Source organism: Pedobacter steynii, assembly GCF_900103665.1.
Lineage (GTDB): Bacteria > Bacteroidota > Bacteroidia > Sphingobacteriales > Sphingobacteriaceae > Pedobacter > Pedobacter steynii.
Genome location: NZ_FNGY01000002.1, coordinates 42140 through 56092, shown reverse-complemented (window position 1 = coordinate 56092; position 13953 = coordinate 42140). Strand labels below are relative to the sequence as shown.

The 13953-nt window shown below is 42.6% G+C and carries 14 protein-coding genes; 7 read left to right on the top strand and 7 right to left on the bottom strand.

Annotated features, from left to right (window positions below; translation table 11 throughout):
• Positions 1-3: 3 nt before the first annotated feature.
• From BLQ87_RS04580 to hxlB, 6 genes are all read right to left on the bottom strand, one after another.
• On the bottom strand, positions 4-2322 hold the full coding sequence (locus tag BLQ87_RS04580; protein WP_074604993.1) for a PSD1 and planctomycete cytochrome C domain-containing protein: 2319 nt from the start codon (positions 2320-2322) through the stop codon (positions 4-6).
• A gap of 110 nt (positions 2323-2432) precedes the next feature.
• Complete coding sequence (locus BLQ87_RS04575; protein WP_074604992.1) at positions 2433-3611, bottom strand: DUF418 domain-containing protein; 1179 nt, start codon at positions 3609-3611, stop codon at positions 2433-2435.
• A 76-nt stretch (positions 3612-3687) separates the two neighbouring features.
• Positions 3688-3966, bottom strand: a complete 279-nt coding sequence (locus BLQ87_RS04570; protein ID WP_074604991.1) for a DUF302 domain-containing protein — start codon at positions 3964-3966, stop codon at positions 3688-3690.
• A gap of 60 nt (positions 3967-4026) precedes the next feature.
• Complete coding sequence (locus tag BLQ87_RS04565) at positions 4027-4968, bottom strand: AraC family transcriptional regulator (RefSeq protein ID WP_074604990.1); 942 nt, start codon at positions 4966-4968, stop codon at positions 4027-4029.
• A 172-nt stretch (positions 4969-5140) separates the two neighbouring features.
• Positions 5141-5776 (bottom strand): 3-hexulose-6-phosphate synthase, encoded by a 636-nt coding sequence (hxlA, locus tag BLQ87_RS04560; RefSeq protein ID WP_074605611.1) that lies wholly within the window; start codon positions 5774-5776, stop codon positions 5141-5143.
• A gap of 41 nt (positions 5777-5817) precedes the next feature.
• Positions 5818-6393 (bottom strand): 6-phospho-3-hexuloisomerase, encoded by a 576-nt coding sequence (hxlB, locus tag BLQ87_RS04555; RefSeq protein WP_074604989.1) that lies wholly within the window; start codon positions 6391-6393, stop codon positions 5818-5820.
• 175 nt (positions 6394-6568) lie between these two features.
• Between hxlB and BLQ87_RS04550 the strand changes: the two genes are divergently transcribed.
• A complete protein-coding gene (locus tag BLQ87_RS04550; protein ID WP_074604988.1) occupies positions 6569-7423 on the top strand; it encodes a helix-turn-helix domain-containing protein in 855 nt (284 codons plus the stop codon).
• On the opposite strand, the gene BLQ87_RS04545 is transcribed toward BLQ87_RS04550, so the two are convergent.
• Positions 7400-8002, bottom strand: a complete 603-nt coding sequence (locus BLQ87_RS04545; RefSeq protein ID WP_074604987.1) for a Crp/Fnr family transcriptional regulator — start codon at positions 8000-8002, stop codon at positions 7400-7402. The two genes, BLQ87_RS04550 and BLQ87_RS04545, sit on opposite strands and share 24 nt — an antisense overlap.
• 145 nt (positions 8003-8147) lie before the next feature.
• Here BLQ87_RS04545 and sufB point away from each other — a divergent pair, with 145 nt between their 5' ends.
• From sufB to BLQ87_RS04515, 6 genes are read left to right on the top strand one after another with little or no spacing between them, the layout of a single operon-like run.
• Positions 8148-9593, top strand: a complete 1446-nt coding sequence (gene sufB, locus BLQ87_RS04540) for a Fe-S cluster assembly protein SufB (protein WP_074604986.1) — start codon at positions 8148-8150, stop codon at positions 9591-9593.
• A gap of 28 nt (positions 9594-9621) precedes the next feature.
• Positions 9622-10386 (top strand): Fe-S cluster assembly ATPase SufC, encoded by a 765-nt coding sequence (gene sufC, locus BLQ87_RS04535; RefSeq protein ID WP_074604985.1) that lies wholly within the window; start codon positions 9622-9624, stop codon positions 10384-10386.
• Positions 10387-10413: 27 nt separating this feature from the next.
• Positions 10414-11718 (top strand): Fe-S cluster assembly protein SufD, encoded by a 1305-nt coding sequence (gene sufD / locus BLQ87_RS04530; protein WP_074604984.1) that lies wholly within the window; start codon positions 10414-10416, stop codon positions 11716-11718.
• Between the two features lies 1 nt (position 11719).
• A complete protein-coding gene (locus tag BLQ87_RS04525; protein WP_172664849.1) occupies positions 11720-12964 on the top strand; it encodes a cysteine desulfurase in 1245 nt (414 codons plus the stop codon).
• Positions 12964-13407 carry a SufE family protein gene (locus tag BLQ87_RS04520; RefSeq protein WP_074604983.1) on the top strand — a complete coding sequence of 148 codons (444 nt, stop codon included), beginning with the start codon at positions 12964-12966 and terminating at the stop codon, positions 13405-13407. Before BLQ87_RS04525 ends, BLQ87_RS04520 begins: the two co-directional genes overlap by 1 nt.
• Before the next feature lie 3 nt (positions 13408-13410).
• Entirely contained in the window at positions 13411-13725 is a 315-nt protein-coding gene (locus BLQ87_RS04515) for an iron-sulfur cluster assembly protein (protein WP_069380273.1), read from the top strand.
• The last annotated feature ends 228 nt before the right edge of the window (positions 13726-13953 follow it).

Below are 13953 nucleotides of genomic sequence, written 5' to 3'. Positions count from 1 at the left end.
ATATCAGGTTTTTGTAATCGTTTCTTCTAAATTGTAAATGGTCGTCATGACCTCCATCATTGCCGCCAGGCTCTGCTTGTTGATTTTCTCAGGAATCGGGAACTCTCCTACCGCCAACACCTTTTCGGCTTTTGAATTTTTTGCAAATACCTTTAACTGATCATTATAATAAGAACTGAGCAACTTGATTTCCCTTTCGTTGGGATTCCGGCATACAATCAGGCGAAATGCTTTGATCACCTTCGCCTCCACCGCAGTATTTTCCTGTAATAATTTCGCTGCCAATACACGGGAGGCTTCCAGTACAGTTGGATCATTTAACATCACCAATGCCTGTAAAGGCGTATTCGTATTTAAGCGTTTTACCTCGCACTGATCCCTGTTGCTCGCATCAAAAATGCTCATCGTTGGAGGCGGCACCGTACGCTTGATAAAGGTGTACATGCCTCTCCGGTATAAACTCTGACCATGGTCCTGCTTGTAATTGGCCAGAATTCCACGTCCTGAAGTGGCCGCTTCCCAGAGTCCGCCGGGCTGATAAGGCTTTACACTTGGCCCACCAATGGTTTTCACCAGCAGTCCACTACTTGCCAGAACCACATCTCTAACCGATTCGGCAGGGATCCGGTAGCGTGGAGCTCTCGCCAGAAGAATATTTTCCGGATCTGTTCTTAGCTTTTCAGCGGTCACTACTGCCGACTGCCGATAAGTGGCCGAGCTAACGATCTGCTTTACCAGGCGTTTGATATTCCAGCCATGGTTCATAAAATCTACCGCCAGCCAGTCCAGCAATTCCGGATGGGAAGGCAACTCGCCCTGCATTCCGAAATCTCCTGAAGTTTTCACCAGACCACGTCCAAAAAACTCCTGCCAAACCTGATTCACAAAGACTCTGGAGGTTAGTGGATTTTGTTTATCAAATAACCATTTAGATAATCCAAGCCTGTTTTTAGCATACTGACTGCTAAAAGGCAAAACCGATTTAGGTGTTCCAGCCTCAACTTCAGTACCATGGGCATCATAAACACCCCGGTTTAGGATGTATGTTTTTCTCAAAGTATCTCTGTCGCCCATCACAGAAACAATCAGTTTGCTTGTATCCTGTTTATTGACAAACGTTAATATCTTTTTAACGTCTTCATTGCTGATTTCCATCAGGGGTTTCTTTGCATAGGTTTCCGGCCCGCCGACACTGGATTCGAGCCCGACTTCCTTTACATTATTAAAGAAAGCAAATACCTGATAATATTCTTTTTGAGAGAAGGGATCGTATTTATGATCATGACAATGGGCGCATTCTAAAGTAACGCCCAATAATGCTTTGCCAAAGGCATTCGTACGATCGGTCACGTACTCTACGCGGTATTCTTCATCAATTACCCCGCCCTCTTCCGTGATTTTATGGTTGCGGTTAAAACCCGTAGCAAGCAATTGTTCTTTAGTCGCATTCGGCATCAGGTCTCCTGCAAGCTGCCAGGTAATGAACTCATCATAAGGCATGTTTTTATTAAAAGCATGAATCACCCAGTCTCTCCAGGGCCATTGAGAACGGTAGTTGTCGTCCTGATAGCCATGGGAATCTGCATAGCGGGAAACATCCAGCCAGTGAAGGGCCATCTTCTCTCCATAAGCAGGGCTTTTCAATAGTGACTCCAGCACTTTCTCATAGGCATTACTGCTGCCGTCGGCGAGGAATTTGTCCATGATGGCGATGTCAGGAGGCAAGCCGGTCAGGTCGAGGCTGAGTCTTTTCAACAACCTTTCTTTATCGGCTTCCGCATTGGGTTTTACTCCTTTCTGTTCCAACTTTGCCAGGATAAAATGATCGATTTCATTCTTTGCCCAGTCTTCAGTTTTAACTTTAGGGATAGCCGGAGCCTTAGGCGGATTAAAAGCCCAGTGGCGTTCATATTTAGCACCCTGTTTGATCCATTTTTCTATCATAGAAATTTCATGGGCAGTGAGCTTCAGATTAGAAGATTTGGGTGGCATCATCAAAGCAGAATCGGTAGAGGAAATGCGAAGGAAAACTTCAGAAGCCTTAGGCTTAAAAGGAACAAGTGCATGTGCAGAAGGGTTTTCCTTTAATGCTTTATAAGCTTCTTCGGCAATATCAAGCCTTAATCCTGCTTCCCGTTTATTGGCATCCGGCCCATGACAGGTGAAACATTTATCCGACAGAATCGGCCGGACATGAAAATTATAGCTGACCTTATCCGGTATCTGTTCTTCAACAACCTGACTAACCGACGAATTGCAGGCTTGTATCGTATATACGACCGCCACAAACGCCAGCATTAAATAAAAAAGCCTGCGATACATACAAAGATTTATTTGGTTTCGTGTGTTGATCTATTTGATTCCCAACCCTATTTGTAAATTTAGAACAAAAGGGCTAACAATTTGATGGATTTTCCGAGGAAAAAGATGGATTATGCTTTGATTTCTTTTACTTTTTTAATCGGCAAACGCTTGCCATAACTTAACTGACGCCAAATCCATTCTACAGGGCCATAGTTATAATGGTTTAACCACCATTTGCTAATGAAGATCTGAGCAACGAAGACCAATACTGCTGCTAAAACATAAAACCAATAAGGCTTTGTATTAAACCATCCGAACCCAACATTTAAAAACAGGAATGTGGCCATCACATTTTGCACCATATAATTGGTCAGGGTCATCTTACCCATGAATTGCAAGCCATAAAAAAAACCTTTCAGTTTACCGCTGATATAAAGCCAGCAAATGCCAGACATGATACTGAGCATGGTACTTAAAACCACCCAATATCCAGGTCTGAAGAATTTCAACAGCTTCAACTCATGACTAACTGCTACCTTTAAGAGCATATTAAATATAATGGCTCCTGCCAGGCTGATCCAAAACAAGCGCTTTAATTGCTTTTTAAATTCAGGCAACCGGTCAAAAAAGCCAATCCGCTGAGCAGCAAAACCAAGCAACATACAGGCAAACATCACAATGTGAACAGTGATTGCATATTGGGGATTGACCATTTCCAGCAAATAAGTTCCCCTGAGGTTCATTACAAAAACATCCATCCAGTTGTGACTGTAATAAAGTGGTAAAATCTTCGCCATCTCTTTATTATTGTCATAATGAGAAACAGCAGTCAGCCAGGCGGATACAAAGGGAACGATGAGCAATAAAAGAATACTTGTCCTAAAAGCCGTTTTAGCAGAAGCCTGATAAAACAGCAACAACACGAGACCTAAAAAGGCATAGTCTTTTAAAATGTCGCCAAACCAGAAAGCAGAATTGATGAAGGCAAGAACAAACAGCCAAAACATGCGTTTGGAAAAAAACAAGATGGGATTTTTACCTTTTTGCGCGATATTATTCATTAAAACGGCAAAACCATAACCAAATAATATGCTGAGTAATGTCCATGATTTTGCGGCAAAAAAATACTGGTTTACCAGGGTCAGGATATCAGATATTTTATCCGGAGCATGTTTTACCGGCTTCCCCACGCTAAAGTAATCCACGTAATTGCCGATGGCTACACCAAGCAGGGCCCATGCCCGTAGAATGTCTACGATAATCGTTCTTTCCTTAGACTTAAGAGGCTGGATGATTGCACTTTCCATTATCCTTAAATATAAAAATATTTAAACCATTATCCTACAGGGAAATATTATTTTTTTCGGATTGTATTCAAATTATTTAGCCTTTGCCGCCGCATTTACTAAGGCGATCATTGCGGTTTCCATTGTTTTTTTTAATTCCTTTACGCTGATCTGTTAAACCATGTAACCCTGCTTTAATTGCATTTTCTGCATGATCCATTCTAAGAAAGACGGTCATCTCTTTTGATGCTATAGCAACAACCAGCCTGTTCACGGTTTCTTTAACCCCGTAATCACTCTGTACGCTGATCAATCCCTTAGCAGGGATATTACTTTTGGACAGGGCCTTCTGTATTTGCTGAGCAAATTGCAGCATTAGCTACATCTTCTACTCCCATCAGACGTCCCATAAGATGGCTGTTCGTCAATTGATTGCTCAGTTCAGTCTAAGTCCCGAGTGCACCTTCCGGTACAGTATTGGAGAAAATCCGGTATGCTTTTTAAAGTAATTGCTGAAATGTGCAGATTCAGAAAAACCCAAAAGAAAGGCAATCTCTTTGACCGGGATAGCCGACTGCTGCAGTAATGATTTCGCTTCCGCAATTGTCTTCTCTGCAATCCAGGTGCCGATAGCTTTTCCTGTCTTGCTTTTCACCACGTTACTTAAATAGTTAGGATGCAGGTTTTGAGCATCTGCATACTCCTGAATACGAAAAACCTGAGTTGTCTTTCCGGCACTTAATTCCCGATAATGTTTTTCAAGGGTTTGTTTGAAACTTTTAACGATCTGAGAACTTCGGCTCCCCTCATAAATCGGATTATAGTCCTTCCAGAAATGTTCTTTTATTTTCAATAGCAGTACCACAAACAGGTTCCCGATGATCTTGTTGCGATACGGAGAAGCGGCTAAATACTCTTTTCGGATTTGCAGGTACAATTGTTCAAATTCCGAGAATGATTCCGGGGCCAGCAACTTTGGCAAAACGGTCTCCGCCAGGAGAAAAGGAAACGCTTCGAAAACATCAGGATGGACATTCTCCTTTAAAAAAGATTCACTAAGGGTGATCAGACAGACCTCCTGCAGGTCCTTCCATTCATGGGATTTATAATGGCCGGGATTGGTGAAATAAATCGTTCCGGGCTGTGTATCAAAAACGAGATCGTCTGTTGTGTATTTACCATGTCCATCTTTAACGAAAACAAAAGAGAAAAAGTTGGCCCGGTAAACCGGAGATTTAAAAGGAAGATCCAGATAAATGTCCTGCAGATGATGAACAGTAAAATCAATTTTCCCGTCAATATCAGCTACCGGTAATCCAAAGTGGAGGCATTGCTTTAGCAAGGAATCAAAGACTGGTTTCTTTTCTGTTTCTTTCATTTGAGTATGCTGAACAAAGCTAGTCATTCCTTATCCAGCATTAAAAGTAGTAACAAATTCCCAGAATTGCTTTTCCTCATACCCAGGAAACCCATTGGAAATAAACAGGACTAAAAAAAGACCGCCTGAAGATAATTCTCCAGACGGCCAGTTTCAACAATTTATTTATACTTTATGCTACTGCATCAATCGCCTCACGCAAGCCTTTAGCCGCAGCCGCAGGATCTTCTGCGCCATAAATGGCTGCACCAGCTACTGCTACAATTGCACCCGCTTTAATTACTGCTCTCACGTTATTGATGTTTACACCACCTGCAATAGAAACCGGAACACCTGCTTTTGCAGCTTCATCGATCAATACCTGGATAGAATATCCTTCCGTCCATTGCTCGTCTAAACCAGCATGCAATTCTACAAACTCCGCTCCCAATGCGATCGCTTCCTGAGCACGCTTCACACGGTCAGCCACACCAATGGTATCGACAACCACACCTTTCCCATGTGCTTTTCCTGCCTTAATTGCACCAGCAATCGTTGCATCACCTGCAGCACCCAGAACAGTTACCAAATCCGCACCTGCTTTAAATGCGATATCTGCTTCCAACTCTCCCGCATCCATCGTTTTCAAATCTGCAAAGACCAATTTGTCCGGATAGGCTGCTTTCATTGCGGTAACCACAGCTAAGCCTTCTTTTTTAATTAAAGGAGTTCCTAATTCAATAATATCAATATAAGGAGCAATTTTGGCCACCAATGCCAATGCTTCTGTTGTGCTCAATAAATCTATTGCTACTTGTAATTTTGCCATAATATGATTGTTTTTTTTATTTCTATTCAAGTTTTTTATCTTTATTCCAGGTTTGCATGTCTTTTCCAAAGCACTTCGGCCGGAACTTCTTTCTCTGCCCACATCGTTTGAAAGATCGCATCGGTAAGCAGCCACAATCCCTGTTCAAATAAGCTTCCTGCATATTGTTCGGAAATACTTTTGCCATGGTCTTCTTTCTGCGCAGCAGGAAGGATGATCGTATGTGCAGCCAGTTTTGCCAAAGGCGAATCCAAAGTGGTAGAAAATGAAAGTACTTTCGCTCCTGCCTTAACTGCTTTTTCTGCGGCTGTCAAAATTGAAGCAGTCGTTCCTGAACCGGATGCTGCAATCAAAAGATCCCCTGCTGTAATTGCAGGAGTCGTAATTTCACCCACCACAAATACTTTCAGTCCAAAATGCATTAAGCGCATTGCCGCTGCCTTTAAGGCAAGTCCGGAGCGTCCGGCAGCAATTAGAAAGAGACGATCCGCGCTATACACATAGGGGATAAAAGCCGCAACCTGCGCAAAATCTATCTTTGCCGACAAACTAAGCTGTTCCTTTAAAATCAACTCCATATTTGCTTTGATTGCTGTTGAAAATTTCTGTTCTTTCATGATTTCCCCGATGTTTGTGGCGCAAAGGTATCCTCAGCAATTCCCCCAGCCCTTATACATTCTGCGCATTATATTGGATTATCTGGAAAAAAACAGGCTCATTTGGAAATAAGTCCACCCTAATGTCCTAATTGTCCAATGCGCCAATTGAGGATAGCTTATATTTGTATCCTCAATGAAAGAACAACCCCTACCTGGATTAGAAAAATCCCTGATCTATATCAGGAACCTGGAAAATTGTCCACCGAGTTACCTCAATGATCCGGGGAGAAAGGATTTCTTTGAAATCGTCTGGTTAAAAAATGAATATCCTTTACATGCGACGAAGGAAGGGGAAGAACTGGGAAACTGGATCTATCTGATCCCTCCTTACCGGGTACATCAATTGAACAAAGCAGGAAAAAATGGTGTTTTACTCTCTTTCAAAAGAGACTTCCTTGGAGAAGAGGATAAAGAGTTTTACCTGGATATCTTTAAGATTTTCAACATCCAGGGAGAGTTCTCCTTTCTGCCGCTCCAGCTTGAAAATGCAGCGGAACTCGAAAAGATCTATGCCCTGATGGAAGAAGAATACCTGCTTCAGCAAAACAACTTCTCTATCCTGAAAGCCATGTTAAAGGTTTTTCTGCTGAAACTCATTCGCATTAAGGAACATGTATTTACCAGTCAGGACCTCAATCAGAAGCGGGTATATGAGTTTATGCTGTTACTGGAAGACAATTACCTACAGGAACGCAATGCGGATTTCTATGCTGCAGCACTAAATCTGAGCTCAAAACGGCTGAACCAGGTACTAAAGGAAAAACTTCACAAAACCAGTATGCAACTGATCCACGACCGGATCATCTTAGAGGCAAAAAGAAAGATCATTCATAGTGAGCAGTCCTTAAAACAAATTGCTTACGACCTGAATTTCACAGACCGCCCCTATTTCAGCAGGTTTTTCAAGAAACAAACCGCACAATCTCCGGAAGAATTTCAGAAACATGCCAGAAATCACATCGCATCAAAATTCAATACCCTGGTCTGAGGCCTGCTCATCCACCTGTTTCCTTAACCTGTTGATCAATTGCGGGCTCACACCAAGATAACTGGCCACATCGTTCAAAGGAACACGCAATGCGATATCAGGCTGGTCATTTATAAATTCTTCGTAACGGAGGGAGGGCTCCATTTCAAGGTAGGCGTTCCTGATCTGGTTTTTCTCCATCAGAGATTGTTGAATAATTTCATCGATCAGGACCTTTAGATAAGGCAAACGCTTATATAAGCTGATCAGGTTCTTTTTAGAAATCACCAGGACCTGAACATTACAGACTGCCTGAATCTGTTCAGGAGCAGGAACCTCATGGTTAAAGCTATTTAAAAGTGTACAAAACTGATCTGCCGGCAATAAATAACGGGTCAGTTCTTTTCCTGCTGCCTGGTGTGCCAGAATCCGGAGAATCCCGTCACAAATAAAGAAAAGCTCGGAACAAACCTTCATCCCTTCAAAGAGATAACTCCCTTCGGGAAAGGTTTTATACTCAAATTCAGCGGAAATCAATTCCTGATCTGCTTCGCGGATTGGCCTATACAATTGGAGAAAAGAGATCAGCTGGTTCGACATCAATTCAAATATCTATTTTTTTACGGTAAAACCATAATCTGCAAATCTTACATTTCACTGTTTATACTATTTTGTATAAACAGTGAAAGAGCCGTACCTTTGTCAGGTAAATTATTGCGATTATCATAGTTAAAAGACCGATATCATGAATGAAGATTTAAATATGCTTGAGCAAACCGCACTAAATGATTACAAGTACGGCTTTGTTACAGATATTGATACGGATATTATTCCCAAAGGACTAAATGAGGCTGTTGTGGAGCTCATTTCAAAAAAGAAGAACGAGCCGGAATGGATGCTGAACTGGCGACTGAAAGCCTATGCGCACTGGCTGAAGCTGGAAGAACCCAAATGGCCCAATGTGAAATACCCTCCGATCAATTATCAGGATATCATTTATTATGCTGCACCGAAAAAGAAAGAGCAGCTCAATAGCCTTAATGAGGTAGATCCTGAATTACTCCGTACTTTTGAGAAGCTGGGCATCTCATTGAATGAACAAAAAAGGCTGACTGGTGTTGCTGTCGATGTAGTAATGGACAGTGTTTCTATCGCCACCTCTTTTAAAGAGCAACTTTCGGAGATTGGCGTTATTTTTTGCTCCATCAGTGAGGCGATTCAGAAACATCCTGACCTGGTCAAAAAACACCTGGGTTCGGTGGTTCCGATGACAGACAATTACTTTGCGGCCTTAAATTCGGCGGTTTTCACGGACGGATCCTTCTGCTATATCCCTAAAGGTGTGCGCTGCCCAATGGAACTTTCTACCTATTTCCGCATCAATGCAGAAAACTCCGGTCAGTTTGAACGGACCCTGATCATTGCGGAAGAGGAAAGTTATGTCAGTTACCTGGAAGGATGTACTGCACCAATGAGGGACGAAAATCAGCTACATGCTGCTGTTGTTGAACTGGTGGCGATGAAAAAGGCAGAGATCAAATACTCTACTGTTCAAAACTGGTATCCCGGTGATAAAGACGGGAACGGGGGAATTTATAACTTCGTCACCAAACGGGGCATGTGTCAGGGTGAGCATTCGAAAATCTCCTGGACACAGGTGGAAACCGGATCGGCCATTACCTGGAAATACCCAAGCGTAATTCTTAAAGGAGACCATTCTATAGGTGAGTTTTATTCTGTAGCTTTTACCAACCATCACCAACAGGCAGATACGGGGACGAAAATGATTCACCTGGGGAAAAATACCCGCAGCAGGATTGTTTCCAAAGGGATCTCGGCCGGACAAAGTCAGAACAGTTACCGCGGTTTAGTCCGTGCAAGTAAAGGGGCTACAAACGCAAGAAACTATTCACAATGTGATTCTCTTCTGCTGGGCGATAAATGTGGCGCCCATACCTTCCCTTATATAGAAGTAAAAAACAAAACCGCCATTGTAGAACATGAAGCAACGACCTCCAAAATCGGGGAAGATCAATTGTTCTATTGCAGACAGCGGGGGATTGATGCAGAAACAGCCGTCGCCATGATTGTCAATGGATTTGCTAAAGAAGTAATGAACCAGTTGCCTATGGAATTTGCCATAGAAGCTCAAAAACTACTTGCCATCAGTATGGAAGGCAGTGTAGGATAATTTAAGTACCCCTAAAAATTTACAAGACATGTTATCAATCAAAAATATACACGCAAATATTGAAGGTAAGGAAATCCTGAAAGGAATTAATCTCGAGATTAAAGCAGGAGAAGTTCATGCCATCATGGGACCTAATGGTTCCGGCAAAAGCACCCTTGCCTCCGTACTTGCAGGAAGAGAAGAATATGAAGTAACTGAAGGTGAGGTGACCTTCCTGGAAAAAGACTTACTGGAGCTTTCTACAGAAGACAGGGCACGTGAAGGCCTTTTTCTTGCCTTTCAATACCCGGTAGAAATCCCCGGGGTTAGCACGACCAATTTCATCAAAGCTGCCGTAAATGAAAAGCGTAAGTATCAGGGTGAAGAACCCTTAGATGCAGTAGCCTTCCTAAAAATAATGAAGCAAAAGATGGCTTTAGTGGAAATCGATCAATCACTCCTTAGCCGTTCCATCAATGAAGGGTTCTCCGGTGGAGAAAAGAAAAGAAATGAAGTTTTTCAGATGGCCATGCTGGAGCCCAAACTGGCCATTCTTGATGAAACAGATTCCGGACTTGACATCGATGCCTTACGCATCGTGGCGAATGGGATTAATAAGTTGAGGAATGAAAACCGCGCTATTTTACTCATCACCCACTATCAGCGCCTGCTGGATTACATTCAGCCTGATTACGTGCATGTCCTTTACAACGGAAAGATTGTTAAATCCGGAACGAAAGAACTGGCATTGGAACTGGAAGATAAAGGATACGATTTTATTACGGATGAAGCAGATTTAGCAGCCAGTCTGTAAGCAGATCATCATCAAAACATAAAGATAATGACGAATGTAAATTATTTTAAAGATCAGTTTGAGCAACTTCAGGATTCCGGTCCCGCAACCGCCATCACTGAACTCAGGACCGATGGTTTCGACACCTTTAATAAATCAGGCTTACCGACCTATAAGTTGGAAGAATGGAAATATACCAATATCAGCAGTTTATTTGACAAGGAGTATCAGTTTGCAAATGATGCTCAGGCCGTTCAGCTTTCGGATATAGATGCCATTCGCTTAGCAGGCTATGAGCAGGCCAATGAATTAATTTTCGTAAACGGACGATTTATTCCGGCGCTGTCGACCATTCGTTCCGCAGCATCGCAACTAATCATATTGACTTTGGAAGAAGCTTTAAAAGGGGAATATCAGGAGCTTGTTAAAACACACCTGGGACAAAGTAGTATTTACCTCAAAGACGGAATCCATGCCCTGAACACCTCCTTTATACAGGACGGCTTATTCATTCTGATTCCTAAAGGACAGCAATTAACGCAACCGGTTTATATCTATCATATTGCTGATGCAAGGCAACAAAATACACTTTCTCAGCCCCGCAGCCTCATCTTTGTAGAAGAAAATGCGAAATTACAGCTGACAGAAACCTATACGACACTAGGTACAGCGGAGAGCTTTACCAATGAAGTCCTGGAAGTAGTGGTCAAGGAAAATGCTTTTGTAGAATATTATAAAATCCAGCACGACGGCTTAAATGCCAGTCAGGTAGGCAGCACGCATATTCACCAGATTGGCAGAAGCTATGTACACACGGTAGTGGTTTCTCTGAACGGCGGCGTAATTCGCAACAACCTGAACCTGATACTGGATGCAGCAGGTAATGAAACCCATCTATATGGATTGTACCTCTTAAAAGGGAAGAGCCATGTGGACAACCATACCTTAGTGGACAATAAACAGCCAAACTGCTTTAGCAACCAGTTATATAAAGGAATTGCCGGTGATGCTTCAACAGGTGTTTTCAGTGGAAGAATCATTGTACAACCTGATGCACAGAAGACAAATGCCTACCAATCCAACAAAAACATCATCTTATCTGATCAGGCGACCATCAATACCAAACCGCAACTGGAGATTTTTGCAGATGATGTCAAATGTTCACACGGCTGTACCGTCGGTCAATTGGATGAAGAAGCGATGTTCTATTTAAGGGCGAGAGGAATTCCAAAAGAAGCAGCAGAGGTATTATTATTGGAGGCCTATGCAGCGGACATCCTGGTTCAGATCAAACCGGAACCCTTACGCAATCATATAGCAGAACTGATTTACGAACACTTATCTATATCATAAAATGACACAGATAGATTCCATATCCCTGGATTTAGACCTGCAAGCGATCAGGTCCCAGTTTCCCATTCTCAGTAGAACGGTAAATGATAAACCACTGGTTTATCTGGACAATGCGGCGACCTCTCAAAAGCCGCAATGCGTGATTGATGCACTTAGCGATTATTATGGCCGCTACAACGCAAACATTCACCGCGGCATCCATACCCTTGCTGAAGAAGCAACTTTGGCCTATGAGGCCACACGCTTTGCAGTACAGGAGTTTATTGGAGCTGCATCGGCAGAAGAAATTATCTTCAGCAGAGGAACTACGGAAGGAATCAATCTCGTGGCCTATACCTGGGGCCGTCAGCACATCGGGGCGGGTGATGAAATCCTGATCTCAGGAATGGAGCATCATTCCAACATCGTTCCATGGCAAATCCTTTGTCAGGAGAAGAACGCAGTATTAAAGGTGATTCCGGTTACTGATGAAGGAGAACTTTCCATGGAGGTGTATAAAAACCTCTTATCGGACAAGACTAAACTGGTTTCCATTGTTCAGGTCTCAAATGCTCTTGGAACGGTGAATCCTGTAAAAGAAATGATTGATGCCGCACATGCCGTAGGTGCAAAAGTATTGGTAGATGGGGCACAGTCTGCAGTACACCTGGACATTGATGTTCAGGCCCTGGATTGTGACTTCTTTGCCTTCTCGGGCCATAAAGTATATGCGCCTACAGGGATTGGTGTACTTTACGGAAAAAGGGAATTACTGGAAAGCATGCCGGTATTTCATGGTGGCGGGGAAATGATTAAGGAAGTCAGTTTTGAACAGACGACCTATAATGACCTTCCTTATAAATATGAAGCAGGCACCCCAAACATTGCCGATACCATTGCTTTAAAAACAGCATTGGACTACATTCAAAATATAGGTAAAGCGACGATCAGAAAACATGAAAACGGGCTATTGGCTTATGCAACGGCACAGTTGGAAAGTATTCCCGGTTTGAGTATCATTGGAAAGGCGAAAGAAAAGGTAAGCCTGGTTTCTTTCATCGTTAAAGGCATCCACCCTCAGGACATCGGCATTTTGCTGGATAACCTGGGAATTGCAGTAAGGACAGGACACCATTGCACGCAACCGTTAATGAAACGTTTTGGCATTCCAGGAACCGTCAGGGCTTCCTTTGCACTTTACAATACCAAAGAAGAAATAGATATCCTGATTGCAGGCATGTACAAATCCATTAAAATGTTATCCTGATGAGTCAGCAACCAATTCTTGAAATAGAGAAAGAGATTATAGAAGATTTTGCCCTGTTTGACAGCTGGGAAGATAAATATGAGTACATTATTGACCTGGGAAAAAAACTCCCGGCATTGGAAGAAGAACATAAGATAGCAGACAATAAGATTAAAGGCTGTCAATCTACCGTTTGGCTGGCCGCAGCCCATGAAGATGGCCGGGTATTTTTTAAGGCAGACAGTGATGCAGTGATCGTAAAAGGTTTGGTGAGCATGCTCATCAAAGTATTGTCGGGGCATCGTCCTGAAGAAATTCTGGAAGCTAAGCTGGACTTTATCCGGGAAATCGGAATGATGACTCACCTGGCACAAACCCGTTCCAACGGATTATTGGCGATGATCAAACAAATGAAAAATTATGCATTGGCTTACCAAACCATTCAGGGATTAGAAAAGAAATAGATCATGGATAAAGAGGAATTAAAACAAAAAGTAATTGACTGCCTGCAGACCATATATGATCCTGAAATACCGGTCAGCATATATGAGCTTGGACTGATCTACGAAACTGAAGTGATGACACCGTTTAACAACGTACAGATTGTCATGACCCTTACTGCTCCGGGTTGCCCTGCAGCACAGGATATTCCGGTTGAAGTGGAACAGAAAGTAAGGCAAATTGAGGGCGTAAACGAAGTATCGGTGGAAGTAACCTGGACACCCCCATGGAATAAGGACATGATGTCTGAGGCCGCAAGGCTGGAACTGGGAATGATGTAAGTGATCAACCTTAAGTAATCCTGAAACAAAACCGAGTTTACGAGTTCTTGAGAACCTTTAAGAATCAGTAAAAAAAACAAGATATACCAATGAACCCTGCACAGCAAGCTTCATAACCATTAAAAAAATAGATACTGATGAAACCTGCGCAGCAAGCTTCATCACCATTAAAATTAAATATGTTCCAATGAAACCTGCGCAGCAAGCTTCATAACCATTAAAAAAATA

Coding starts and splice junctions, on each gene's coding strand:
- BLQ87_RS04580 (WP_074604993.1), bottom strand. CDS start 2,322: ATGTATCGCAGGCTTTTTTATTTAATGCTGGCGTTTGTGGCGGTCGTA.
- BLQ87_RS04575 (WP_074604992.1), bottom strand. CDS start 3,611: ATGGAAAGTGCAATCATCCAGCCTCTTAAGTCTAAGGAAAGAACGATT.
- BLQ87_RS04570 (WP_074604991.1), bottom strand. CDS start 3,966: ATGCTGCAATTTGCTCAGCAAATACAGAAGGCCCTGTCCAAAAGTAAT.
- BLQ87_RS04565 (WP_074604990.1), bottom strand. CDS start 4,968: ATGAAAGAAACAGAAAAGAAACCAGTCTTTGATTCCTTGCTAAAGCAA.
- hxlA (WP_074605611.1), bottom strand. CDS start 5,776: ATGGCAAAATTACAAGTAGCAATAGATTTATTGAGCACAACAGAAGCA.
- hxlB (WP_074604989.1), bottom strand. CDS start 6,393: ATGAAAGAACAGAAATTTTCAACAGCAATCAAAGCAAATATGGAGTTG.
- BLQ87_RS04550 (WP_074604988.1), top strand. CDS start 6,569: ATGAAAGAACAACCCCTACCTGGATTAGAAAAATCCCTGATCTATATC.
- BLQ87_RS04545 (WP_074604987.1), bottom strand. CDS start 8,002: ATGTCGAACCAGCTGATCTCTTTTCTCCAATTGTATAGGCCAATCCGC.
- sufB (WP_074604986.1), top strand. CDS start 8,148: ATGAATGAAGATTTAAATATGCTTGAGCAAACCGCACTAAATGATTAC.
- sufC (WP_074604985.1), top strand. CDS start 9,622: ATGTTATCAATCAAAAATATACACGCAAATATTGAAGGTAAGGAAATC.
- sufD (WP_074604984.1), top strand. CDS start 10,414: ATGACGAATGTAAATTATTTTAAAGATCAGTTTGAGCAACTTCAGGAT.
- BLQ87_RS04525 (WP_172664849.1), top strand. CDS start 11,720: ATGACACAGATAGATTCCATATCCCTGGATTTAGACCTGCAAGCGATC.
- BLQ87_RS04520 (WP_074604983.1), top strand. CDS start 12,964: ATGAGTCAGCAACCAATTCTTGAAATAGAGAAAGAGATTATAGAAGAT.
- BLQ87_RS04515 (WP_069380273.1), top strand. CDS start 13,411: ATGGATAAAGAGGAATTAAAACAAAAAGTAATTGACTGCCTGCAGACC.